The 22980-nt window shown below is 68.1% G+C and carries 21 protein-coding genes; 5 read left to right on the top strand and 16 right to left on the bottom strand.

Annotated elements, in window-relative coordinates:
• Positions 1-26: 26 nt before the first annotated feature.
• The 4 genes from EKG36_RS06615 to EKG36_RS06595 all read right to left on the bottom strand — a co-directional run bounded on the left by EKG36_RS06615 (position 27) and on the right by EKG36_RS06595 (position 5570).
• Entirely contained in the window at positions 27-1838 is a 1812-nt protein-coding gene (locus tag EKG36_RS06615; protein ID WP_126482302.1) for an acyl-CoA dehydrogenase C-terminal domain-containing protein, read from the bottom strand.
• A 460-nt stretch (positions 1839-2298) separates the two neighbouring features.
• Positions 2299-3066, bottom strand: a complete 768-nt coding sequence (locus EKG36_RS06605; RefSeq protein ID WP_126482298.1) for an SDR family NAD(P)-dependent oxidoreductase — start codon at positions 3064-3066, stop codon at positions 2299-2301.
• A 16-nt stretch (positions 3067-3082) separates the two neighbouring features.
• Positions 3083-4756: an AMP-binding protein gene (locus EKG36_RS06600; RefSeq protein WP_126482296.1), complete on the bottom strand. Its 1674-nt coding sequence runs from the start codon at positions 4754-4756 to the stop codon at positions 3083-3085.
• A gap of 244 nt (positions 4757-5000) precedes the next feature.
• Positions 5001-5570, bottom strand: coding sequence for a TetR/AcrR family transcriptional regulator (locus tag EKG36_RS06595; protein ID WP_126482294.1), 570 nt, complete (start codon positions 5568-5570; stop codon positions 5001-5003).
• 137 nt (positions 5571-5707) lie between these two features.
• Here EKG36_RS06595 and EKG36_RS06590 point away from each other — a divergent pair, with 137 nt between their 5' ends.
• Together EKG36_RS06590 and EKG36_RS06585 are read left to right on the top strand one after the other, a co-directional pair.
• Positions 5708-6895, top strand: a complete 1188-nt coding sequence (locus EKG36_RS06590; RefSeq protein WP_126482292.1) for an acetyl-CoA C-acyltransferase — start codon at positions 5708-5710, stop codon at positions 6893-6895.
• A gap of 19 nt (positions 6896-6914) precedes the next feature.
• Entirely contained in the window at positions 6915-7706 is a 792-nt protein-coding gene (locus EKG36_RS06585) for an alpha/beta fold hydrolase (protein WP_126482290.1), read from the top strand.
• A gap of 1 nt (position 7707) precedes the next feature.
• Here EKG36_RS06585 and EKG36_RS06580 read toward each other — a convergent pair whose 3' ends face one another.
• Complete coding sequence (locus EKG36_RS06580; RefSeq protein ID WP_126482288.1) at positions 7708-8511, bottom strand: ABC transporter permease; 804 nt, start codon at positions 8509-8511, stop codon at positions 7708-7710.
• A complete protein-coding gene (locus EKG36_RS06575) occupies positions 8502-9128 on the bottom strand; it encodes an ABC transporter ATP-binding protein (RefSeq protein WP_126482286.1) in 627 nt (208 codons plus the stop codon). Before EKG36_RS06575 ends, EKG36_RS06580 begins: the two co-directional genes overlap by 10 nt.
• Before the next feature lie 231 nt (positions 9129-9359).
• On the opposite strand from EKG36_RS06575, the gene arsB reads away from it, so the two are divergent.
• Together arsB and EKG36_RS06565 are read left to right on the top strand one after the other, a co-directional pair.
• Complete coding sequence (arsB, locus tag EKG36_RS06570) at positions 9360-10436, top strand: ACR3 family arsenite efflux transporter (RefSeq protein ID WP_126482284.1); 1077 nt, start codon at positions 9360-9362, stop codon at positions 10434-10436.
• Complete coding sequence (locus EKG36_RS06565; protein WP_126482282.1) at positions 10433-11617, top strand: MFS transporter; 1185 nt, start codon at positions 10433-10435, stop codon at positions 11615-11617. Before arsB ends, EKG36_RS06565 begins: the two co-directional genes overlap by 4 nt.
• A 12-nt stretch (positions 11618-11629) precedes the next feature.
• Here the strand turns inward: EKG36_RS06565 and EKG36_RS06560 are convergent, their stop codons facing one another.
• From EKG36_RS06560 to EKG36_RS06525, 8 genes are all read right to left on the bottom strand, one after another.
• Positions 11630-11980 (bottom strand): metalloregulator ArsR/SmtB family transcription factor, encoded by a 351-nt coding sequence (locus EKG36_RS06560; RefSeq protein WP_126482280.1) that lies wholly within the window; start codon positions 11978-11980, stop codon positions 11630-11632.
• Positions 11977-13221 (bottom strand): organoarsenical effux MFS transporter ArsJ, encoded by a 1245-nt coding sequence (gene arsJ, locus EKG36_RS06555; protein ID WP_126482278.1) that lies wholly within the window; start codon positions 13219-13221, stop codon positions 11977-11979. The genes EKG36_RS06560 and arsJ overlap by 4 nt, the downstream gene beginning before the upstream one ends.
• Complete coding sequence (locus tag EKG36_RS06550) at positions 13214-14230, bottom strand: ArsJ-associated glyceraldehyde-3-phosphate dehydrogenase (protein ID WP_126482276.1); 1017 nt, start codon at positions 14228-14230, stop codon at positions 13214-13216. Before EKG36_RS06550 ends, arsJ begins: the two co-directional genes overlap by 8 nt.
• Positions 14231-14384: 154 nt before the next feature.
• Positions 14385-15194: a phosphate ABC transporter ATP-binding protein PstB gene (gene pstB, locus EKG36_RS06545; protein ID WP_126482634.1), complete on the bottom strand. Its 810-nt coding sequence runs from the start codon at positions 15192-15194 to the stop codon at positions 14385-14387.
• A gap of 66 nt (positions 15195-15260) precedes the next feature.
• Positions 15261-16427, bottom strand: a complete 1167-nt coding sequence (gene pstA, locus EKG36_RS06540; protein ID WP_126482274.1) for a phosphate ABC transporter permease PstA — start codon at positions 16425-16427, stop codon at positions 15261-15263.
• 18 nt (positions 16428-16445) lie between these two features.
• The gene (gene pstC, locus EKG36_RS06535) at positions 16446-17702 is read right to left on the bottom strand and encodes a phosphate ABC transporter permease subunit PstC (protein WP_126482272.1); all 1257 of its coding nucleotides are present in this window, start codon (positions 17700-17702) and stop codon (positions 16446-16448) included.
• A 114-nt stretch (positions 17703-17816) separates the two neighbouring features.
• A complete protein-coding gene (locus tag EKG36_RS06530) occupies positions 17817-18830 on the bottom strand; it encodes a PstS family phosphate ABC transporter substrate-binding protein (RefSeq protein ID WP_126482270.1) in 1014 nt (337 codons plus the stop codon).
• Between the two features lie 105 nt (positions 18831-18935).
• Entirely contained in the window at positions 18936-20156 is a 1221-nt protein-coding gene (locus tag EKG36_RS06525) for a multidrug effflux MFS transporter (protein WP_126482268.1), read from the bottom strand.
• A gap of 130 nt (positions 20157-20286) precedes the next feature.
• On the opposite strand from EKG36_RS06525, the gene tal reads away from it, so the two are divergent.
• The gene (gene tal / locus EKG36_RS06520) at positions 20287-21228 is read left to right on the top strand and encodes a transaldolase (RefSeq protein WP_126482266.1); all 942 of its coding nucleotides are present in this window, start codon (positions 20287-20289) and stop codon (positions 21226-21228) included.
• A gap of 58 nt (positions 21229-21286) precedes the next feature.
• Here the strand turns inward: tal and EKG36_RS06515 are convergent, their stop codons facing one another.
• Both EKG36_RS06515 and EKG36_RS06510 read right to left on the bottom strand, forming a co-directional pair.
• Positions 21287-21796: an STAS domain-containing protein gene (locus tag EKG36_RS06515; RefSeq protein ID WP_126482264.1), complete on the bottom strand. Its 510-nt coding sequence runs from the start codon at positions 21794-21796 to the stop codon at positions 21287-21289.
• The gene (locus EKG36_RS06510; RefSeq protein ID WP_126482262.1) at positions 21783-22976 is read right to left on the bottom strand and encodes a PP2C family protein-serine/threonine phosphatase; all 1194 of its coding nucleotides are present in this window, start codon (positions 22974-22976) and stop codon (positions 21783-21785) included. Before EKG36_RS06510 ends, EKG36_RS06515 begins: the two co-directional genes overlap by 14 nt.
• Positions 22977-22980 lie beyond the last annotated feature (4 nt).

The raw sequence follows: 22980 nt of genomic DNA, 5'->3' as shown, positions 1-22980 counted from the left end.
GCGACTGATCAGAGAGAATGCTGGATTCAGATCTCGAAACCGCGGCCGAAGTCCTCGGCGGAGAGCGCCATCAGCGACTCGGCGCCGGCCTGGATCATCTGGGCGTGGGCCCGGGTCCGCGGCAACAGGCGCTCGAAGTAGAAGCGCGCCGTGTTGACCTTGGTCCGGTAGAAGGCGGCGTCCTCGCTGCCGGCATCCAGGGCACTTCTGGCCTGCTTCACGGCCCGAGCGAAGAGGTAGGCGAGGGTCACGTACCCCGAATACATCAGGTAGTCGACGCTGGCCGCGCCGACCTCCTCGCGGTCGCCCATGGCCTTCATGCCCACGCCCATGGTCAGCTCGCCCCATTCCGTGTTGAGCTTGGCCAGGGGACGGACGAACTCGGCCATGGCGGGGTTCGCCGCCTCTGCCTGGCAGAACTTGTGGATCTCCTTGGTGAACACCTTGAGGGTCTCGCCCTGGTTCATCAGCACCTTGCGCCCCAGCAGGTCGAGGGCCTGGATGCCGGTGGTGCCCTCGTAGAGACGGGTGATGCGGGCGTCGCGTACCAGCTGCTCCATGCCCCATTCCTGGATAAAGCCATGCCCGCCGAAGACCTGCACGCCCTCGTTGGTGGCCTCGAAACCCACCTCGGTCAGGAAAGCCTTGACGATGGGTGTCAGCAGACCGAGCAGTGTCTCGGCACGCTCGCACTCAACGGCGTCCTGGCCATGCTCCACCACATCGACCATCTGGGCGGTATACAGCACCAGCATGCGCCCGCCCTCGGCGAAGGCCTTCTGGGTCAGCAGCATGCGCCGCACGTCCGGGTGGACGATGATCGGGTCGGCGGACTTGTCCTCGGCCTTGGCGCCCGACAGGGCGCGCATCTGCAGACGATCCCGGGCATAGGCCAGGGCGTTCTGAAAGCTGGCCTCGGTGAGGCCCAGGCCCTGGATGCCCACCCCGATACGGGCGGCATTCATCATGGTGAACATGCAGGCCAGGCCCTTGTGGGGCGCGCCCACCAGGTAGCCTCGGGCGGTGTCGAAGTGCATCATGCAGGTGGCGTTGCCGTGGATGCCCATCTTGTGCTCGAGCGAACCACAGCCGACACCGTTGCGCTCGCCGGGCTCACCGGCCTCGTCGGGCAGGTACTTGGGCACCACGAACAGCGAGATGCCCTTGGAGCCTTCCGGGGCGTCCGGCAGCTTGGCCAGCACCAGGTGGACGATGTTCTCGGCGAGATCGTGCTCCCCGGCGGATATAAAGATCTTGGTGCCGGTGATCTCGTAGGCTCCGTCACCCGTCGGCACGGCGCGGGACCTGATCAGGCCCAGGTCGGTCCCGCAGTGCGACTCGGTCAGGCACATGGTGCCGGTCCACACGCCCTCGACCAGCTTGGTCAGGTAGGTGGCCTTCTGGGCTTCGGTGCCATGGTGACGCAGGGCGTCGGCCGCCCCATGGGAGAGCCCGGGATACATGCCCCAGGCCAGGTTGGTGGCACAGATCATCTCGTTGAGCACCATGGCAAGCGAATGCGGCAAGCCCTGACCGCCCTGCTCGGGATCCGCCGCCAGGCTCGGCCAGCCGCCTTCCACGTACTGCCGGTAGGCCGCCTGGAAGCCGCTGGGGGTCTTGACCTCGCCGCCCTCCAGCAGGCACCCCTCGCGATCGCCGCTCTGGTTCAGGGGCAGCAGCACCTCGCGGGCGAAGCGTCCGCCCTCCTCCAGGATCGCGCCCACCACGTCCGGAGTGACTTCCTCGGCGCCGGGCAGGCGCGCATAGTGGGCCGGGTAGTCAAGCAGCTCGTCCATCACGAAGCGCAGGTCACGCAGGGGGGCCTGGTAGTCGGGCATCTCGTCTCTCCTCGAAATCGGGCAGCGGCAGCGACGTCAGCCGCTTTCAAACATGTGTTTGAAACTAGCTCCGAAGCCAGGCAATAGTCAAGCGTTCGTTTTATTTGAATACGAGGGTCGAGGGTCGAGGGTCGAGGGTCGAGGGTCGAGGGTCGAGGGTCGAGGGTCGAGGGTCGAGGGTCGAGGGTCGAGGGTCGAGGGTCGAGGGTCGAGGGTCGAGGGTCGAGGGCCGAGGGCCGAGGGCCGAGGGCCGAGGGTCGAGGGGCGAGGGCCGAGGGTCGAGGGGCGAGGGGCGAGGGGCGGGAAGCTGGAAGCTGGCATGAGCCCGACGACTGCGGGGTCAAGGGTTGGCTTCCAGCTTCCAGGCGCGGAGCGCCGCTCTTCACGCTTCAAGCTCCCGGACACCGTCCGGGCTCTTCCAGCCTAAAGCTTACGGCTTAGTGCTCCCGGCGAAGCCGGGTCACTGCATGCGAATGCCGCCGTCCAGGCGGATCACCTCACCGTTGAGCATCGGGTTGGTGACGATCTGCTCGGCCAGCCGGGCAAACTCGTCGGGCTTGCCCAGCCGCTTGGGAAAGGGCACCGCGGCCGAGAGTGCGGCCACGGCGTCCTCGGGGATATCGCTCATCATCGGCGTCTCGAAGACCCCCGGGGCGATGGCCATGACCCGGATGCCGTGCCGCGAGAGCTCTCGGGCCGCCGGTAGGCTCATCCCCACCACGCCGGCCTTGGAGGCACTGTAGGCGCACTGTCCCACCTGGCCGTCGAAGGCGGCCACCGAGGCGGTATTGATGATCACGCCGCGCTCGCCATCCTCGCCGGCGGTGTTGCCGGCCATGGCCGCGGAGGCCAGGCGCATGACGTTGAAGGTCCCCACCAGATTGATCTGGACGGTTCGCGCATAGGCCTCGAGATCCGCGGGGTTGCCCTCACGGTCGAGCAGCTTGGCCACGCTGACCACGCCGGCGCAATGCACCACCCCGGCCAGGCCCCGCTCGCCGCCGAGTGCCACGGCCGCGTCCACGGCGGCCTGGATGTCATCCGCGGAGGTGACGTCGCCACGCCAGGCCCGGGCGGCCTCGCCGAGGGCCTCGGCATGGGCCTCGACGGCCTCGCTGAGGTCGCACAGCACCACTCGGCCGCCGGCGGCGACGAGGCGTTCGGCGGTGGCGGCCCCCAGTCCGGAGGCGGCGCCGGTGATCAGAAAGGTGTTGTCCTTCACTTGCATCGATGGGTCTCCACGATCATTGGGCGGCCTCGGGCGCCGCCTTGTCGGCGGCATCCGCGCGCAGCTTGAAGCGCTGGATCTTGCCGCTGGGTGTCTTGGGCAGGGCATCGACGAATTCGATCACCCGAGGGAAGGCGTGGGTGGACAGCCGCTCGCGGACCTGCTGGCGGATCTCGTCGGCCAGCTCGTCGCTTGCCTCGAAGCCCTCGCGCAGCACCACGTAGGACTTGATCACCTCGCCGCGAATCTCGTCAGGCTGGCCGACGGCGGCGGACTCGGCCACCGCCGGGTGCGTCAGCACGGAGTTCTCCACGTCGGTGGGCCCCACCCGATAGCCGGCGGTGGTGATGATGTCGTCGTCACGCCCGGCGAACTGGAAGGTGCCGTCCTCGTTGCGCATCACCACGTCGCCGGTGAGGTAGTAGCCCTCGGCGAAGGGATGCTTCTCCTGCCAAGTGTAGCCGGCGAAGAAGTGCGCCGGGGAGCGGGCGATGTCCACGGCCAGCACACCGGGCTGGCCGGGAGGCAGCTCCTTGTACTCGGCGTCGAGGATCGCCAGGCGATAGCCGGGCATCGGCACGCCCATGCCACCGACGTGCTTGGGGTGGTCGAGGGCATGGTGGTTGCAGCAGGTCATGCCGGTCTCGGTCTGGCCATAGTGGTCCATGACCGGGCAGCCGAGCGCGCTTTCCACCCAGGTGACCACTTCGGTGTTGAGTGGCTCACCGGCGGAGCTGGCGCGACGCAGCTCGAGGGTCTCGTGGGCGTCGTCGAACAGCCCCGAGGCCTTCATCAGGCGGTAGGCGGTGGGCGCGGCGGCGAAGTTGGTGATGCGGTGACGCTGCATGAACCCCAGGGCCCCCTCGGCGCTAAAGCCGGCCTCGCAGAAGTGGGTGGTCACGCCCAGCAGCAGCGGCCCGGCGATGGCATAGTAGAGGCCATAGGCCCAGCCCGGGTCGGCCATGTTCCAGAAGCGGTCGCTGGGCTCCAGCCCGATGGCCAGCTCCATGTAGATCGCGAAGGCGGGCATGGCGGACAACGGCACGGCCACCCCCTTGGGCTTGCCCACCGTGCCCGAGGTGAACATCTGCAGGAAGGCGGCATCCGGCGACTGGCGCGGGGCGGCGGTCTGCGGCGGCGCATGGCCCAGGGCCGCCCCCCAGTCCAGGTCATCGCCATGCTCGGCGTCGGGGCCACCCACCGCGAGTACCGGCGGGCACTGGGAGAGGCCGTCGAACTTGACGCGGTTGGCATGGTCGGTGATCACCAGCCGGGTGTCGGCGCGACCCAGGCGGTAGTCCACGGAATCGGGACCAAAGGCGGTGAACAGCGGCTGGTAGACGGCGCCGATGCGCCAGGTGGCTAGCACGGCGATCAGCAACTGCGGGGAACGCGGCAGCATACAGGCGATACGATCGCCCTCCCCCAGGCCCCGCTCGGCGAACCAGCCGGCGAGCTTCTCGCTTTCGGCCGCGAGTTCGGCATAGGTCAGGGTGGTGACCCGCCCCTGGAGGTCTTCCTGCACCAGGGCCTTCACCTGGCCGCGTCCCTCGCGCAGGTGGCGGCCACAGCAGGCCTCGAAGGCGTTGAGCTTGCCGTCCCGGTGGTCATCGAGGCGGGCGACGACGTCATCGACGGAGAAGGTCTCGAGATAGGTCTCGTAGGCGGGAAGGGTCGCGGTAGTGCTCATGAACTGCCCTCTTGTGCTCGTGAGCCCCGATCCGGCATGCGGACCGACGCTTGTTGTGCTTGTTGTCGGCAATCGGCTTTCAGCCATCTCATCCGGCGCGCGGCCAACCTTCCTCTGGTTAGCTCCAGTTGACGTAAGCGTCAACCTATCAAGCGCTAGGTACAAGCTAGAGGCTTCGCCGCGACAGGGCAAGGGGCAGGACGGGCGGCAGGGCTAGACCATGGTCGACCCCGCCGCGGCAGGCTCAGCGAGCGGGATGGGTAATCATGGCAATGAGTTCCCGGGCCAGGTCCTCGGGGGAGCGCTCGCCACGGGGGTCGTACCAGCGCACCGTCCAGTTGAGTGCCCCCATCACGAAGCGCGAGACCAGGAAACGGTCACCTCGAATCAGGTCGGCGGCCAGGGCCTCGTCGAGCACCTCTTCCCACAGCGTCTCATAGGCATCCCGCAGGTGGCCCAGATGGTCCCGTGCCTCGGGGTCCAGGCGTCGCCATTCGTAGAGCGCGACCACATGGGCGTTGCGGTCGGTCAGCAGGGTCTCCAGATGCGCCCGGGCCATGGCATGCAACCTCGCCTCGGGGTTGCTGTCGCAGTTGTCGAGGGCGTCCCGGGCGATCATCAGGGCATTCTGGGTGCCTTCCTCGATCACGGCGGCGAGGATCTCCTGCTTGTCGCGGAAGTGGTGGAAGAGGCTGCCGGACTTGATGCCCATCTCCTGGGCCAGCATGCGCACGGTGGTGCGATCGAAGCCCTCCTGGACGAACAACTGGGCGGCCTGTCGCGTCAGTTCCTTGCGGCGAGGCGAGTCATTCATTACATTCATCGACGTTTACACTAGCGCTTGCTTGGTTGACCCTGAGAGAACCATAGCCCCGCCGACAGGTCAACGCATCGCGCCTCGCGGCCGGGCCTTCGCCACAATCACAACCATCGACGTTCGGGAGACATGCCATGAGCCAGTCCAACGATATCGTTTTCCTGTCCGCGACGCGGACCCCCATGGGCGGCATGCTGGGCAGCCTGTCCAGCCTCACCGCCCCGGAACTCGCCGCCACGGCGATCCGCGCCGCCATCGAACGGGCCGGCATCGAGGCCGCCGCCATCGACGAGGGCATCCTGGGCTGCGTGCTGCCTGCAGGCGTCAAGCAGGGACCCGCCCGTCAGGCGATGCGTCAGGCCGGCATTCCGGACGGCATCGGTGCCACCACTGTCAACAAGTTGTGCGGCTCCGGCATGAAGGCCACCATGCTGGCCCACGACCTGATCCGCGCCGGCTCCGGCGAGATCCTGCTGGCCGGCGGCATGGAGTCCATGTCCAATGCCCCCCATGTACTGGCCAAGGCCCGCACCGGCTACCGGCTGGGCCACGGCCAGCTCCTGGATCACATGTTCCTCGATGGCCTGGAGGATGCGGAGACCGGCCAGCTGATGGGCGGGTTCGCCCAGGAGGTCGCCACCCGACGCGACTACGGCCGCGAGCGTCTCGATGACTTCGCGATTGCTTCCCTGGAGCGTGCCATGGCGGCCACCAACGCCGGTCATCTCGATGCCGAGATGGCCCCGGTGACCGTCTCCAGCCGCCGGGGCGAGACCGTCGTCGAGCACGACGAGCAGCCCTTCCAAGCCAAGCTCGACAAGATTCGCTCGCTGCGTCCGGCCTTTGCCAAGGATGGCACCATCACTGCCGCCAACTCGAGCTCCATCTCCGACGGTGCCTCGGCGCTGATCCTGGCCAGCCAGGCCGCCGCGGAGCGGGTCGGCGCCAAGCCCCTGGCGCGCATGCTGGGGCACAGCACCCACTCGCGTCATCCCAGCGAGTTCACCATCGCTCCGGTGGGGGCTATCGACAAGCTGATGACCAAGCTCGGCTGGAGCGTGAACGACGTCGACCTGTTCGAGATCAACGAGGCCTTCGCCGTGGTCACCCTGATGGCCATGGACGACCTGGGCCTGCCCCACGACAAGGTCAACGTCTTCGGCGGTGCCTGTGCCCAGGGCCACCCCATCGGCTCCACCGGCTCGCGAATCATCGCCACCCTGATCCATGCCCTGCGCACCAAGGGCGGCAAGCGTGGCATCGCCAGCCTGTGCATCGGCGGCGGCGAGGCCACGGCGGTGGCCGTGGAACTGGTTGACTGAGGCCAAGGAGCTGGCAGGGATGCCCGGCATGGTGGCGCTGCGGATTGCGACACCGCAGGGTGCCCTGCATGCCGGGCGCTGGTCGCCCCCTCGGGCCCAGCCGCGCAGCCCTATCGTGCTGCTGCACGACTCGCTGGGCTGCGTGGCCCTGTGGCGCGATTTCCCGGCACGGCTGGCCCGTGCCACGGGGCGGCAGGTGATCGCCTACGACCGGCTGGGCTACGGCCGCTCGGCGCCCCATCCGGGCCCGCAGCCCATCAGCTTCATCGAGGACGAGGCCCGGGGCGCTTTCGCCGCCGTGACACGCCAGCTGGGGCTCGAGCGCTTCGTCCTGCTCGGCCACAGCGTGGGGGGCGCCATGGCGGTCGCTGCCGCCGGACACCACCCCGAGGCCTGCGAGGGGCTGGTCACGGTGGCGGCCCAGGCCTTCACCGAGGCCCGCACCCTGGCCGGCATCCGCGAGGCCGAGCGAGCCTTCGCGGCCCCGGGGCAGATGGCCCGCCTCGCCCGCCATCACAGCGACAAGGCCGAGTGGGTGCTGCGTTCCTGGGTGGAGACCTGGCACTCGACGGCCTTCCGGAACTGGTGCCTGGACGAGGCGCTGAGACGGGTACGCTGCCCGACGCTGGCGCTGCACGGCGAGCACGATGAATACGGCTCGCTGGCCCAGCCACGCCGCATAGCCGCCCTGGCAGCGGGGACGGCGGAGGCTGGCATCCTGCCGGACTGTGGTCATGTCCCCCACCGGGAGTGCCCGGAGCAACTGATCGCCGCCATCGCTCCCTTCCTGGCTACGCCGACGGCGCGCTGAGCTAGCCCCGGGGCGCCGCCAGGCGGTCGGGACGCAGCCGCTCGCGATCATCGAACAGCCGCCGACTGGCCAGGGTCACCGCAGCCAGGGTGCCGAAGCCCGTGCCCAGGGTGATGGTGAACATGATCAGGATCTGGTACTTCACCGCCAGCGCCGGTGCCGTGCCGGCGAGGATCTGACCGGTCATCATGCCCGGCAGGCTGACCACTCCCGCGGCGGCCATGGCATTGACCACCGGCATCAGCCCGCTGCGCATCGCCTCGCGACGGATATCGCCGATGGCCTCCTGCCAGGTATGGCCGAGCATCAGGCGGTTCTCGATTACCCCCCGCTGCTGCCAGGTGCCCTCGGTAAGCCGATCCAGGGCCAGTGCCACGCCGGTCATGGTATTGCCGAGCATCATGCCCAGCAGGGGGATGGCATACTGGGGTCGATACCAGGGCTCGGGGCCGATGATCACCGTCAGGGTCAACACCGCCACGGTGAAGGAAGACAGGAACATCGCCAGGGTGCCGATGCCGAAGGCCCAGCCGCCAAGCAGGCGACGCTTCTGGCGGGCCACGACCTCGCGGCCGGCGATCAGCAGCATCCCGACTGCCATCAGCACCACCCAGTGCAGCCGCGCCGAGGCGAACAACGCCTCGAGGACCAGCCCGACCAGGGCCAGCTGGATCACCGTCCGCCCCGCCGCGATCAGCAGCGTGCGCCCCATCCCCAGGCGCCCGGCCACCGTGCAGGCGGCGAGCGCCACCACCAGCAAGGCGGCCAGTCCCAGCTGCCACCAGGCGAGTGCAATCACTTGCATGGTGCCGGGACCTCCTCGACCAATCGCCCACCCTCGAGACGCCCCCGCCGCGTGGCGACCCTGGCGATCTGCGCCGGGTCATGGGCGACCCAGATCACCGGCCAGCCACCGTCACGGATGCGCGCCATCAGCCAGGCCTCCACCCGGCGGGTGGTGGCGTCGTCCAGGTTGGCCGTGGGCTCGTCCAGCAACAGCACCGAGGGGCCTCGGGCCAGGGCGCGCAGCAGCGCCAGGCGTTGCTTCTCGCCCGACGACAGGCGGCCCACCGGCCAGTCGAGCACCTCCGGCATCAAGCCCAGGGCCGATAGGCCCCGGACGCCCCCCTCCCCGGCGGGGAAGTGATCTCCTACCCGCTCGGCCCACCATTGACTCTCCGCCGGCACCAGCATCACCCGGCGGCGCCATGCATGGCCCGGCAAGTCGGTCTGAGCCAGCTCCCCCAAGGTGACCGTTCCCCGGTGGGGCTCCAGGTCGGCGATGGCTCGCAACAACCGGCTCTTGCCCGCCCCGCTGGGGCCGGCGAGGCACAGCACCTCGCCGGCGGCCACGCGCAGCGACACTGGTTCCAGGTCGCCGACGGCAAGCCGCTCGAGGCACAGGGACGGAGGGGCGGTCATGGAGGACTCCACGGTTCGAGAAGCAGGCTAGGCCAAAGAGCCTACCAGCCCGCCGTCACCGACAGCGAGGGACACATCGGATGATTGATGACATATGGAATTGCATATATCTTGGCAAGCGACCTCGGCCATCCTCGGCGCCCCGCTGCCCGGGTGGCGCCGAGCTATCCCTCGGGCGCGGTCGATGACCGTCGCGCCCCCCACGCCTCGGAGCCACTCAGGGAGCGCGGCATGACCACCGACCTCGAGACACGGAACGGCGATGCACCCGCCCCCATGGGCCTGTTCGAGCGCTGGCTCTCGCTGTGGGTGGCGTTGGCCATCCTGGCCGGCGTGCTGCTGGGCCAGTTCGTCCCGGTGATTCCCGAGACCCTGTCACGCCTCGAGGTCGCTCAGGTCTCGATCCCGGTGGCGATACTGATCTGGGCGATGATCTTCCCCATGATGGCTCAGATCGACTTCTCGGCCGTGCTCGGGGTGCGCCGTCAGCCAAAGGGCTTGTTCATCACCACCACGGTGAACTGGCTGATCAAGCCGTTCACCATGTTCGTCATCGCCGGCTTCTTCCTGACCGTGGTCTTTCGTCCCTGGATTCCCGAGGCCCTGGCCAGCCAGTACCTGGCCGGGGCGATCCTGCTGGGCGCCGCCCCCTGCACCGCCATGGTCTTCGTATGGAGCACCCTGACCCGCGGTGATGCCGCCTACACCCTGGTCCAGGTCTCGCTCAATGACCTGATCATGCTGTTCGCCTTCGCCCCTATCGTGGTGCTGCTGCTCGGAGTGTCGGACATCCAGGTGCCCTGGAACACCGTGGCACTCTCGGTGGTGCTGTATATCGTCATTCCCCTGGGGGCTGGCTACCTGACCCGTCGCACCCTGATCCACCGGCATGGCCCGGCCTGGTTCGAGACCGTTTTCCTGGCGCGGATCGCCCCGGTCACGCCCATCGGCCTGATCATCACCCTGGTGCTGCTGTTCGCCTTCCAGGGCGAGGTGATTCTGACTCATCCCCTGCACATCGGGCTGATCGCCATCCCCCTCATCCTGCAGACCTTCCTGATCTTCCTGCTGGCTTACGGCTGGGCCTGGGCCTGGCGGGTCCCCCACTGCGTGGCGGCGCCGGGTGCCCTGATCGGTGCCAGCAACTTCTTCGAACTGGCCGTGGCCGCCGCCATCGCCCTGTTCGGCCTGGAGTCCGGGGCGGCGCTCGCCACCGTGGTGGGGGTGCTGGTGGAAGTGCCCTTGATGCTCGCCCTGGTGCGCATCGCCAACGCCACCCGCGATCGCTTTCCCGACACCGGCTCATGAGACAATCGCTGGCACGCCATCCGCTGGCGATCATCGTCCTGGCGCAGCTCTGCGGCACCTCACTATGGTTCAGCGTCAACGGCGTGGGACTGTCGCTGGCCGAGACCCTGGCACTCTCCACGGCCGACCTCGGCCGATTGACGCTGGCCGTGCAGCTGGGCTTCATTCTCGGCGCCCTGGGCCTGGCCGGCAGCGGCCTCGGTGACCGTTTCCGTGCCAGCCACATCTTTGCCGCGGCGAGCCTGGCCGGCGCCCTGGTCAACGCGGGCTTCGTGCTGGCGGCGCCCCATGCGGGGCTGGCACTGGTGCTGCGCTTTCTCACGGGCGTCTGCTTGGCCGGCATCTATCCCTTGGGCATGAAGCTGGTGATCGGCTGGACGCCCCGCCATACCGGCGCCGCTCTGGCCTGGCTGGTGGGCATGCTGACACTCGGCACCGCCCTGCCCCACCTGCTGCGTGGCGCGACCCTGGGGCTGGCTTGGCAATGGCCACTGCTCGGCGCCTCCGGCCTCGCCCTGACAGGCGGCGCCCTGGTCCTGGCCCTGGGCGATGGCCCGCACCTTCCCCCGCCGGGCGGTCGGGCACGCCTCCGGGAAGGGCTGGCCTCGCTGCGCGACGGCCGCTTCCGTGCCGTGGCCGGAGGCTATTTCGGCCACTGCTGGGAACTCTATGCCGTGTGGACCCTGGCGCCCTTCCTGGTCGCCCGGGAGGTCGCCCGACTGTCGGCGCCGGTCGGGCTGGTGCCCTGGCTGGCCTTCGGCATGATCGCCCTGGGGCTGGTCGGCTGTGTGGTGGGCGGTCAGCTCAGCCGCCGCCTGGGCAGCCTGAGCGTGGCCCGCCGGGCACTGGCCACCTCGGGACTGGTCGGGCTGGCCTATCCGCTGCTGGCCTGGGCGCCACCGCCGCTGCTGCTGGGGCTGCTGGCCCTGTGGGGGCTGACGGTCATCGCCGATTCGCCGCAGCTGTCGGCGCTGGCGGCGGCAACGGCCCCCAGCGCCCATGTAGGCTCGACCCTGGCAGTGATGAACGCCGTGGGCTTTGCCCTGACCCTGCCGGGCATCTGGCTGACCGCGTCGCTGTGGGCCAGCCAGGGCCCCTGGGTGGTATGGTGGCTACTGCCCGGACCGCTGCTGGGCCTGTGGGGGCTGCGCCGCCTCGAAGCGATGCCGGCGCGAGGCTGAGCTGCCATCCGCTCAGCACAGCACAGCCCGCCGCCCGGGTCGGTCGCCCATGCATTCCAGCCGTTCGGCCAAGGCGTCCAGCCGGGTCGCGTCACCCTCGGCGGCGGCCGTCAGGATGGCCGTCACCCAGCCAGGCAGGCCCGGCTCGAGGCCATAGTAGACCCACTGGCCATCGCGGCGATCGGCGAGCAGGCCAACACGGCGCAGCTGGGCCAGGTGGCGCGATACCTTGGGCTGCGAGAGGCCGAGGGCATGGGTCAACTCGCACACGCACAGCTCCCCTTCCCGGTGGATCAGCAGCACCAGGCTCAGCCGGGTCGCGTCGGCCAGGCACTTGAGCACATCGATCGCCTCGAGAGTCATGCCGACCTCCCCTGCCTGTCGTCGCTCGGCAGCGCCAGGGCCATCAGCGCACTGGCCGCCACCAGGGCCGCCGAGACCCACAGGCAGGCGGCCAGACCCTGGATCTGGTAGAGCCAGCCGGAGAGCAGCGTGCCGGCGAGCCGCCCCAGGGCGTTGGCCATGTAGTAGAAGCCCACGTCCATGGAGACGCCATCGGCACGTGCATAGTGAACGATCAGGTAGCTGTGCCAGCTGGAGTTGACCGCGAAGACCACGCCGAAGGCCAGCAAGCCGGTGACGAGCCATGCCACCTCGGCCAGCGGCAGCAGCGCGAGCAGCGCCGGCAGGCCGGCCAGCATCAGGGCCCAGAACGCCGTGATGCCCCGCGTGCCGCCCTGGACCAGCCCAGTGAGGCGCGGCGCCTGGGTCTGCACCCCGCCGTAGCCGATCACCCAGACGGCCAGTAACCCTCCCACCGTCCAGTGACTCCAGCCATGCTGGTCGTACAGGAACACCGGCAGCGCCACCACGAACCACACGTCCCGGGAGGCGAACAGGCACAGCCGCGCCGCCGAGAGCACGTTGATGGCCCGCGACTTGGAGAACACCTCGGTGAACTTGGGCTTGCGCTTCTGACGACCCAGGTCGGCCTTGAGCCGCACCAGCGACAGCGTGAGCACGGCGACGAGCATCACCGCCATGCCGATGATGGCGCCCCGGAAGCCGATCAGCGTCAGCAGCAGCCCGCCGAGGAAGAAACCGGCGCCCTTGAGGGCATTCTTGGAGCCGGTGAGGATCGCCACCCAACGATAGAGGGCGCTAGTGGCCCTCGGGCTGTCCTTGGGCACCAGGACCTTGACCGCGCTCTTGGCGCTCATCTTGTTGAGGTCCTTGGCGATCCCTGACAGCGCCTGAGCGGCCATCACCCAGGGCACGCTGAGCGACGCGGGGGGGACCATCAGCATGGCCAGCGCCACGATCTGCAGCCCCAGCCCGACGTTCATGGTGCGATTGAGGCCCAGGCGCGCGCCCAGCCAGCCCCCCACCAGATTGGTGACCACGCCGAACGCCTCGTAGAAGAGGAACAGCAGGGCCACCTCCAGCGGCGAGTAGCCCAGCTGGTGGAAGTAGAGCACCACCAGCATGCGCAGGGCACCGTCGGTGAGCGTGAAGGCCCAGTAATTGCCGGTGATCAGCAGGTACTGGCGCACTTCGAAGGGCAGCGCCCGGATCCGTGCGCCAAGCGACAGGCTGTCAGGCATGCCCCACCTTCAGCGCCAGCTCGGCGGTGCGGTTGGCGTAGCCCCACTCGTTGTCGTACCAGGCGTAGAGCTTCAGCTGGGTGCCGCCCACCACCATCGTGGAGGGAGCATCGACGATCGCGCTGCGCGGGTCGGTACGGTAGTCGATGGACACCAGCGGGCGCTCCTCGTAGCCGAGGATGCCGGCAAGCGGGCCTTCCGCGGCGGCCTTCAGGGCGGCATTGACCTCCTCCACCGTCACCTCGCGGGCGAGCTCGAAGACCATGTCGGTGAGCGAGGCATTGGCCAGGGGCACACGCACCGCATGGCCGTTCAGCTTGCCCTCGAGCTCGGGAAAGATCGCGGTGATCGCCTTGGCGGAGCCGGTGGTGGTGGGGATCAGGCTCATGCCGCAGGCCCGGGCCCGGCGCAGGTCCTTGTGCGGGGCATCGAGGATCGTCTGGGTGTTGGTGATGTCGTGCACCGTGGTCATGGAACCGTGACGGATGCCGAAGGTCTCGTGGATCACCTTGACCACCGGCGCCAGGCAGTTGGTGGTGCAGCTGGCCGCGGTGACCAGGCGATGCAGGGCGGGCTCGAAGACATCGTCGTTGACGCCCATCACCAGGTTGAGCACGCCCTCCTCCTTGACCGGCGCCGAGACCACCACGCGGCCGACGCCCTGGTCCAGGTAAGCAGTGAGGGCCTCACGCGTCTTGATCACCCCCGAGGCCTCGATCACCAGGTCGCAGTCCGACCAGTCGGTGCCAGCCGTCTCTCGGTGGGTGCTAAAGGCGCTTCGCACGCCGTCGACGATGATGGCCTCGTCTTCCGCCCGGATGCCCTGCCCCGGCGCCCAGTGCCCGTGCACCGAGTCGAATTCCAGCAAGTGGGCGAAGGTGGCGGCATCGCCGCCCGGGTCATTGACGCGTACCACCTCGACCTCGCCGGCCGCGATGCGCGGCCAGAGGCAGCGCATCACGAGGCGTCCGATGCGGCCGAAGCCATTGATGCCAATACTGAGTGTCATGGGTCTCGCCTCCTCGTCGAGGTCCGCCGGATGGCCGACCAATATATATGCTTAACCATATATAGGCGAGGACGATGTCATTCGGGTGACACGCCGTAAACGAGAACGGGGAGGCGATCGCTCGCCTCCCCGTCCATGGTGCCGGGACGCCGGCTTAGCCGTAGCGACCAGTGATATAGTCCTCGGCCTTCTTGGTGGCCGGGTTGGAGAACATGGTCTGGGTGTCGTTGTACTCGACGACTTCGCCAAGGTGGAAGAAGGCCGTGTAGTCGGCCACCCGGGCGGCCTGCTGCATGTTGTGGGTCACGGTGATGATGGTGAACTGCCGCTTGAGCTTGTCCATCAGGTCCTCGATGGTCGCCGTGGAGATCGGGTCCAGGGCCGAGGTCGGCTCGTCCATCAGGATGACATCGGGCTGCACCGCGATGGCCCGGGCGATGCACAGCCGCTGCTGCTGACCACCGGAGAGCGAGGTGCCGGGCTGATGCAGCTTGTCCTTGACCTCCTCCCAGAGGCCGGCGTCGCGCAGGGCGCGCTCGACGAGCTCGTCGGCGTCGGTCTTGCGACTCACCAGGTCGTGCATGCGCGGCGCATAGGCGACGTTCTCGTAGATCGACTTGGGGAAGGGGTTGGGTTTCTGGAACACCATGCCCACCCGGCGGCGCAGGGCCACCTCGTCCATCTTGGCCTCGTTGACATCGCGACCGTCCATCTCCACCAGGCCCTCGAGGCGCACGCCGGGGATCAGGTCGTTCATGCGATTGAGGCAACGCAGGAAGGTCGACTTGCCGCACCCGGAGGGGCCGATCAACGCCGTGACGTTCTTCTGGTAGACATCCAGGTTGATGTTCTTGAGCGCCTGGGTGTCCCCGTACCAGAGGTTGAGATCGCGAACGCGGATGGAGAGCTGGTGGTGGGCCTCCGCGTTGCGGGTGACGGGTTCGCCTGCGCTGTGACCGGTCATGGAAGCGATACTCCGCTCGGCAACTTGAATATTCATCTTGGCATATCCTGTGTCGGGCCGCGGGGCTTACCAGCGACGTTCGAATTTCTTGCGCAGTACCACGGCCGTGGCGTTCAGCGTGATCAGCACGGTCAGCAGCACCAGGATGCCGCCGGAGGTCTTCTCGATGAAGGCCCGGTCGGGCTCCCCCGCCCAGGTGAAGATCTGCGCCGGCAGCACGGTGGCGGCCTCGGTGAAGGTGGCGCCAACGTCGGGAATGAAGGCCACCATGCCGACGATGATCAGCGGGGCGGTCTCGCCCATGGCCTGGGCCAGACCGATGATCGAGCCGGTCATGATGCCCGGCATGGCCAGCGGCAGCACATGGTCGCGCACCACCTGCCAGCGCGAGCAGCCCACCCCGAAGGCGGCATGACGGATCGAATCCGGCACGCTGCGCAGGGCCGTGCGGGTGGCGATGATGATCACCGGCAGGGTCATCAGCGCCAGGGTCAGACCGCCGACCACCGGCGAGGAGCGCGGCACGCCGAAGAAGTTGATGAAGATCGCCAGGCCCAGCAGGCCGAACAGGATCGAGGGGATCGCCGCCAGGTTGTTGATGTTGATCTCGATCAGCTGGGTGACGCGGTTGTCGGGGGCGAACTCCTCCAGGTAGACCGCGGTCATCACGCCGATCGGGAAGGACACGGCCAGGGTGACCAGCAGGGTCAGCACCGTGCCCATGGCCGCGGCGGCGATGCCGGCGAGCTCGGGCATCTTGGAGTCGCCGCTGGTGAAGAAGGTGGTATTGAAGCGCAGCTCGGCGCGGCCCTGGTCCACCAGCCGCTCGACCACCGTCTGCTCGCTGCCACTCAGCTTGGAATGGTGGCCCTTGAGGTACTGGTCGACCTGGCCGTCGGCCAGCACCCACTCCATGCGGGTCGTGCCCAGCAAGTCAGGATTGTCCTCCATGCGCCCGGGGATCAGGCGCAGGTAACCGCGGCTGACCAGCGGGCGCACGTCTTCCTGGACGGCGGCCAGGGGCAGCTGGCTGGCCTGCTCGCTGTAGTCGACCTCGACCTGGATCTGGGCCTGCTGGAAGGCCGGCAGGCCCTTGACCAGCATGTCGGCGAAGAACAGCACCAGAAAGAGGCCGGCCAGGCCCAGGGCGCCCATGGAAACCCACTTCAACCGGGCGGACTTGCGGTGACGACGCCGGAGCTGGGCGCTGATCTCGTCGAAGGATTGGCTCATCGGGAAGGCTCCAAGGCGTTAGAGGTTGTTGATCCGATACTTCTCGCGGAACCGCCGAATCATGATCACCGAGACCAGATTCAGCGACAGGGTCACCACGAAGAGCACCAGGCCCAGGGCGAAGGCCGAGAGGGTCTCGGCGCTGGCGAACTCCTGGTCGCCGGTCAGGGCGGCGACGATGCGCACCGTCACGGTGGTCATGTCCTCCAGCGGGTTGGCCGTGAGGTTGGGCCGCATGCCGGCGGCCATCACCACGATCATGGTCTCGCCCAGCGCCCGGGACATTGCCAGCAGCGAGGCGGAGATGATGCCCGGCAGCGCCGCCGGCACGACCACGTCCCGGATGGTCTCGCCCTTGGTCATGCCAAGTGCCAGCGAACCCTGACGCATGCTGTCCGGCACCGAGTTGATGACGTCGTCGGACAGCGAGGAGATGAAGGGGATGATCATGATGCCCATGACGACGCCGGGCGCCAGGGCGTTGTTGAAGGAGGCGTCCAGGCCGAAGAAGCCAGCCACGTCGACGATGATCGGCGCCACGGTGATAGCGGCGAAGAAGCCGTAGACCACGGTGGGGATGCCGGCCAGAACCTCGAGCACCGGCTTGGCCAGGGTGCGCACCCGCCGGGGGGCGAACTCGGCCATGTAGATGGCCGCCAGCAGGCCGACGGGAATCGCCACCAGCATCGCCACCAGGGTGATCATGAAGGTGCCGGCGAACAGCGGCACCGAGCCGAACTGGGCCGCGCTGGCCCCTTCCTCGGCGCGGCCCGCCGCCTCGAGGAAGCTGGCCCCCGGATTCCAGGTGGTACCGGTGATGAAGTCCCAGAAGCTCTGCATCTGGAAGAAGCGGATGGCCTCTCCCACGATGGAGACCAGGATACCGAAGGTGGTGACGATGGAGATCAGGGCGGCGCCGGCCAGGAAGAAGCGGATCACCCGTTCGATGGCCTTGCGCGCATGGAACTCGGGGCGCACCAGGGCAATGCCCATGGCCAGGCCGGCGCAGCCGACCACCAGGCTGGCGGCCAGCAGGTAGAGAGTGGGGATCTCGGCGCCGGCAAGCAGCATCACGAAGGCGCCCAGCGCACCCACCAGGATCGCCGGACCGGCCGTGGACAGCACGCTGAACCAGGCGTACTGGTCGGGCTGGGCATACATGGCAGTGCCCGAGGCACGCACCTTGGCGGCCTTGGCCCGGCCCAGGAAGAAGGCTATCAGACCCAGCACCAGCAGGGTGCCGCAGAACAGGGCGAGGATTTGGTTGGTCTGCATAGGTGTCTCTCGAAGGAATTCATCCGCAGGGGCGACCTGACCGCCACCCCTGCTGGAACGCGCGCCGGCCGGCAACGCGGGTTGCCGGCCGGTCGGGGCTGAAACCCGGTCCGTTTACTTCAGGTCGGCCAGCTCGAGCGGCTCATGATTGGCCACTTCCTGGCGAGCCTGCTCACGCATCTCCACGGGAGCCGGGATCAGGCCGATGCCCTTGAGGTAGCCGAGGTCGCCGACCATCTGCTCGCTCATGAACATGTTGGCGTACTCGTACATGGCCGGGACCGCGTCGGCGTGCTGGTTCTTCACGTAGAAGAACAGCGAACGGGACACCGGGTACTCGCCGCTGCCGATGGCCTCCGGGGTCGGCTCGACGCCGTCGATGCTGGAACCGATCAGGGTATCGGCGTTCTCCTCGAGGAAGGAGTAGCCGAAGATGCCGAAGGCATCGGTGTTCTCGGCCAGGCGCTGGACGATCAGGTTGTCGTTCTCGCCGGCATCGATGAAGGCACCATCGGCGCGGATGTCGGTGTAGCCCTCGTCGCCGTAGGCCTCCATGTCCTCGGAGGCGGCTTCCATCACCAGCTCCTCGAAGGCGTCACGGGTGCCGGAAGTGGTGGGCGGCCCATAGACGGCAATCTCGCGGTCCGGCAGGGAGGCGTCGATGTCGCTCCACTGGGTGTAGGGGTTGTCGACCAGCTCGCCGTCCACAGGCACCTTGGCGGCGAGGGCCAGGAAGATCTGCTCGCGGGTCACGTCCATGGTCTGGTTGGCGCTGGACTGGGCGAAGGCGATGCCGTCGTAGCCGATGAAGGCCTCGGTGACGTCGGTCACGCCGTTCTCTTCGCAGCGCTCGAACTCGGAGGGCTTCATGCGGCGCGAGGCATTGGTGATGTCCGGGGTGTCGTCGCCGACACCGTTGCAGAACAGGCGCAGGCCGCCACCGGAGCCGGTGGACTCGATGACCGGGGTCGGGTAGTCGGTGGTGGCGCCGAACTCCTCAGCCACGTAGCTGGCAAACGGATAGACGGTGCTGGACCCGACGATGCGAACCTGGTCGCGGGCCTGGGCGACACCGGCCACGCCCATGACGGCGGCAGCGATGACGGTGGTCTTGAGGATGCGGTTCATGGAGAGAGCTCCTGTTCATAGAAGTGTGCAACCTTCGCGAGACACAAGATGCCCCAGGAAAATGACAGCTTCATGACAAAGCGGAACCCTCGGCGCCGGCCTCGGTCAGGTTTCCCCCTCGGGCCGCCCGGATGGGCAGGTCGCGACCCGGCCGGCGCGCCCCGCCAGCCCCCGCAGGGCCAGATTGCCGGCCAGTGACACGGCCAGCATGGTCAGCACCATGGGCCAGGCGCTGTCGATCTCGAAGCCACTCACCACCACGCCGGCCAGGGCCCCGCAGCTGAACTGGATGCTGCCCAGCAGCGCCGTGGCGGTGGCGCTCATGTGGCTGAAATGCTCGAGCAGCGAAGCAATGGCGTTGGGGGTGATCAGGCCCACCATGCCCATGAACAGCATGATCAGCGGGACCACGGTATACAGCGAGTCCAGACCGGAGGCCACCAGCAAGACCAGGCACAGTGCCACGCCGAGCTGCACCCCGAGACCGAGCCGCATGTTCTGCTGAGGGGTACGCCAGCGCAGCAGGCGGATGTTGAGGCGGTTCGAACCGGCCATGACCACCACGTTGGCCCCGAAGACCACCGGATAAATCGCCGGCGACACGCCATAGTGGGTCATGTACAGGAACGGCGAGGCGGTGATGAAGGCAAACATGCCGGCGAAGGTCGCGGCCACGGCGAGCACATAGCCCATCCCCTCGCGATGGCGCAGTACACTGGCGTAGTTGCGCAGTACCTGCCGCGGCGAGGCCATGGGCGCATCCGCCGCGCGGGTCTCGGGCAGGCGCGTGCCCATCAGCCACAGCAGGAAGGCGGCATAGACGGCAAGGAAGACGAAGATCAGCCACCAGTCGGCCAGGTACAGCAGGCCGCTGCCCACTGCCGGGGCCGCCAGCGGGGCCAGCATCATGATCATCGCCATGGTCGACATGACCCGGGCAGCCTCGCGGCCGCTGAAGCAGTCGCGCACGATCGCCGCCGAGTTGACCACGCAGGCCCCGCCGCCCAGCGCCTGCACCAGGCGCCAGGGCAGCAGCTCGGCGAGGCTGTCCACCGTGGTCAACATCAGGCTGGCCAGCAGGAAGATCACCAGTCCGCCAAGCAGAACCGGCTTGCGGCCCAGCCGATCGGAGAGCGGCCCGCCGGTCAGCTGGCCAAGGGCAAAGCCGAACAGGAAGACGCTGATCGACAGTTCGGTATGGTGGATGCTGGCGCCCACGGCTTCGGCCAGGGCCGGCATGGCCGGCAGGTAGGCGTCGATGGCAAAGGGAGCCAGTGCGGTATTGGCGGCCACCAGCAGGGCCACGCGTCGAGCATTGAGGGTCAAGGCGCCTCCAACAGACATTCTGATAGGCCGCTAATGATAACGCGAATCCGGCGCAGATGCCGGGGCCGTCTATATTCGCCCCAATGGCCTTGGTAGAGTGCTAGGCAGACGACACGGAGGACATCCCCCCATGGCAGACGACCTGCTTTCGCAACTCAAGCGCATGACCACCGTGGTGGCCGACACCGGCGATCTCGAGGCAATCCGTCGTTTCGCGCCCAGCGATGCCACCACCAATCCCTCGCTGATCCTGCAAGCCGCCCAGCAGGACGGCCGTCGGGCCAGGCTGGCCGAGATCGCCCGCCACGCCACCGACATCGACGACGCCCTGGATGCCGTGGCGGTGGAGATCGGCAGCGAGATCAGCGCCCTGGTACCCGGCCACGTGTCCACCGAGGTCAGCGCCCGACTGTCCTTCGACACCGAAGCCACCCTGGCCCGTGCCCGCTCGCTGATCGAACGCTATGCCCGACACGGGGTTGGCCCGGAACGGATCCTGATCAAGGTAGCCGCGACCTGGGAGGGCATCCAGGCGGCCAAGGTGCTGGAACGCGAGGGCATCCACACCAACCTCACGCTGCTGTTCAGCTTCGCCCAGGCCCGCGCCTGTGCCGATGCCGGGGTAACGCTGGTCTCCCCCTTCGTGGGCCGCATCCTGGACTGGCACAAGGCCCAGGCCCCCGAAGCCGACCTCGAGGGCGACCGCGATCCCGGCGTCCAGTCGGTTCGGCGCATCTACGAGTACTACAAGGGCCATGGGTTCGAGACCATCGTGATGGGCGCCAGCTTCCGCAATAGCGGCGAGATCCAGGCGCTGGCCGGCTGCGACCGCCTGACCATCTCGCCGGCCCTGCTCGGCGAGCTGGCCGAGGCCGAGGGGCCCCTCGAGAGACGTCTGGCGCCGCTGGGCGCCGAGACCCGCCCCCCGGAACCTCAGGACGAGGCGGAGTTCCGCTGGGCGCTGAACGAGGATGCCATGGCCACCGAAAAGCTGGCCGAAGGCATCCGCAAGTTCATGGCCGACCAGCGCAAGCTCGAAACTCTGCTCGGCGAGCTGCGCCGCCAGGCCTGACGAACGCGGGGAGACGCCATCGGCGCCTCCCCGTCCTCGATGCGTCGTCGGCGGTGTCTCAGTCGCGGTGCGAGGCGGCCTCCTGGGCCTCGAGCATCTCGACCAGCGGCTGGAACTGCTCGCGGTTGTGTTCGTTCATGTGCATCAGGATGCGATGGGCCTCGAGGATGCGCTGTCGCATGCCCTCCTCGTCGGCCGGCACCTCCGGCAGCTCACGGAGCTCGTGGGGCTCGGTAATGGGGGATTCCACCAGGGTGAAGTAATGGGCAAAGCCCATGACGTCGAGCATCCGCTGGACATCGGGGTTGTCGACGACGATTGTCGGCGGATGCTCCAGGCGGCCCTGCAGCGCCATGGCCACCTTGGCGAGGAAGCCCAGGGCAGTGGAATCGACGTTGGTGGCCTCGCGCAAGTCGACCATCACGGCCTCGAGCCCGGGGGTCTCGGCCAGCCGCTGGGCCTGGCTGTCGAGGGTCGCGCACAGGGTCAGCCGCACGTCACCGCACAGCTTGAGCACGAACACCCCGGAATCGAACGCCGCCTTGATGCGGCCTTCATGCATTATCATTGCCAAATCCGCTCAACATCATGATCGTCAGGTCGTCGGGCAGCTCTTCATGGCCAGGGGCGTGTTCGGCGATAAGGTCATCATCGTCCTCCATCTTGCCCAGGGCAAGACCGTCCCTCAGTTCCGCCACCGTCTCGCTGGCCAGTACCCGGCGCTCGAGCTCCCGGAGCCGCGCGTCGAGGGTCTCGCCGGGCAGGCATTCCAGGATCCCGTCGGAACACAGGCAGAGCCGGAAGGTCGCGGGCAACGGGCAGCCCAGCTGGGGATACTCGACATGGGGGAACAGCCCCACCGGCATGCCCTCCCCGGCCAGGGGCCGGACCTCGCCGTCGGCGACCAGCAGCGGCATGGGTAGCTGGGCGCCGAGCGAATAGTGCAGATAGCGGCGCTCCCGGTCAATGACACCAACGAATAGGGTGGCGTGCTTGCCGATCCCGGTATCGAGCAGCTCGCGGTTCAGGGCCGCCAGCCAGCGCGGCGCCAGGCACTCGGGGGACTGGCCATCCCACTCGTTCTGCCAGCGGTTGGAGAGGTACTTGAGCAGCACCGTGACGAAGGCCGACGAGGCCCCGTGGCCGGAGACATCGGCGAAATAGAACAGGGTGTAGCGATCGTCGAAGCGCTGGAAATCGAGGAAATCTCCGGACAGGTACAGCGACGGAGCCAGCCAGTAGTCACAGGTCACCCCGCCCACGGTCTGGGGACGTGGCGGCAACAGCTTGCGCTGGATCTGGCCACCGGCCTGCTGGTCCATGCGCAGCATGGCCAGGTGGGTTTCCAGCCGCTCGTTGAGCTCGGCCAGGCGGGCTCGATCGTGTTCCCGCTCCTCGGCGAGGCGGTTGACCTCGATGACCCGGCGGATGATCCGGCGCAGCAGGTGACCATGGCGAAGCGGCTCGATGACATAATCCACCAGGCCGGCATCCACCGCCTGCAGCAGGTCGCTGTCCTGGCGGTCGTCGCTGACCACCAGGGTCGGCAGCCGCCTGGCCAGGGCGGCCCACTCGCTGCTGGGCACCACCCGGGAGCGGGCCACTGCCAGCGAGGCCGTGGCCGGTAGCTGGTCCGGCCGCTCCACGGCCACCACCGCCAGGCCATCCTTGGCGATGGTCTCGGCCAGGGCATCGCGCTCCGGCCCGGGGGCATCGATCAGTCCGATCAGCTCGTTGGCAGCTGGCATCCCG

It is taken from the genome of Halomonas nitroreducens (assembly GCF_003966155.1).
Classification (GTDB): Bacteria; Pseudomonadota; Gammaproteobacteria; order Pseudomonadales; family Halomonadaceae; genus Halomonas; species Halomonas nitroreducens.
The sequence above is the reverse complement of the archived record's forward strand: the minus strand, read 5'-3'. Positions and strand labels throughout refer to the sequence as shown.

Excerpts from the sequence above, each read along its gene's own strand:
- EKG36_RS06615 (WP_126482302.1), bottom strand. The coding sequence starts at position 1,838 with ATGCCCGACTACCAGGCCCCCCTGCGTGACCTGCGCTTCGTGATGGAC.
- EKG36_RS06605 (WP_126482298.1), bottom strand. The coding sequence starts at position 3,066 with ATGCAAGTGAAGGACAACACCTTTCTGATCACCGGCGCCGCCTCCGGA.
- EKG36_RS06600 (WP_126482296.1), bottom strand. The coding sequence starts at position 4,756 with ATGAGCACTACCGCGACCCTTCCCGCCTACGAGACCTATCTCGAGACC.
- EKG36_RS06595 (WP_126482294.1), bottom strand. The coding sequence starts at position 5,570 with ATGAATGACTCGCCTCGCCGCAAGGAACTGACGCGACAGGCCGCCCAG.
- EKG36_RS06590 (WP_126482292.1), top strand. The coding sequence starts at position 5,708 with ATGAGCCAGTCCAACGATATCGTTTTCCTGTCCGCGACGCGGACCCCC.
- EKG36_RS06585 (WP_126482290.1), top strand. The coding sequence starts at position 6,915 with ATGCCCGGCATGGTGGCGCTGCGGATTGCGACACCGCAGGGTGCCCTG.
- EKG36_RS06580 (WP_126482288.1), bottom strand. The coding sequence starts at position 8,511 with ATGCAAGTGATTGCACTCGCCTGGTGGCAGCTGGGACTGGCCGCCTTG.
- EKG36_RS06575 (WP_126482286.1), bottom strand. The coding sequence starts at position 9,128 with ATGACCGCCCCTCCGTCCCTGTGCCTCGAGCGGCTTGCCGTCGGCGAC.
- arsB (WP_126482284.1), top strand. The coding sequence starts at position 9,360 with ATGACCACCGACCTCGAGACACGGAACGGCGATGCACCCGCCCCCATG.
- EKG36_RS06565 (WP_126482282.1), top strand. The coding sequence starts at position 10,433 with ATGAGACAATCGCTGGCACGCCATCCGCTGGCGATCATCGTCCTGGCG.
- EKG36_RS06560 (WP_126482280.1), bottom strand. The coding sequence starts at position 11,980 with ATGACTCTCGAGGCGATCGATGTGCTCAAGTGCCTGGCCGACGCGACC.
- arsJ (WP_126482278.1), bottom strand. The coding sequence starts at position 13,221 with ATGCCTGACAGCCTGTCGCTTGGCGCACGGATCCGGGCGCTGCCCTTC.
- EKG36_RS06550 (WP_126482276.1), bottom strand. The coding sequence starts at position 14,230 with ATGACACTCAGTATTGGCATCAATGGCTTCGGCCGCATCGGACGCCTC.
- pstB (WP_126482634.1), bottom strand. The coding sequence starts at position 15,194 with ATGACCGGTCACAGCGCAGGCGAACCCGTCACCCGCAACGCGGAGGCC.
- pstA (WP_126482274.1), bottom strand. The coding sequence starts at position 16,427 with ATGAGCCAATCCTTCGACGAGATCAGCGCCCAGCTCCGGCGTCGTCAC.
- pstC (WP_126482272.1), bottom strand. The coding sequence starts at position 17,702 with ATGCAGACCAACCAAATCCTCGCCCTGTTCTGCGGCACCCTGCTGGTG.
- EKG36_RS06530 (WP_126482270.1), bottom strand. The coding sequence starts at position 18,830 with ATGAACCGCATCCTCAAGACCACCGTCATCGCTGCCGCCGTCATGGGC.
- tal (WP_126482266.1), top strand. The coding sequence starts at position 20,287 with ATGGCAGACGACCTGCTTTCGCAACTCAAGCGCATGACCACCGTGGTG.
- EKG36_RS06515 (WP_126482264.1), bottom strand. The coding sequence starts at position 21,796 with ATGATAATGCATGAAGGCCGCATCAAGGCGGCGTTCGATTCCGGGGTG.
- EKG36_RS06510 (WP_126482262.1), bottom strand. The coding sequence starts at position 22,976 with ATGCCAGCTGCCAACGAGCTGATCGGACTGATCGATGCCCCCGGGCCG.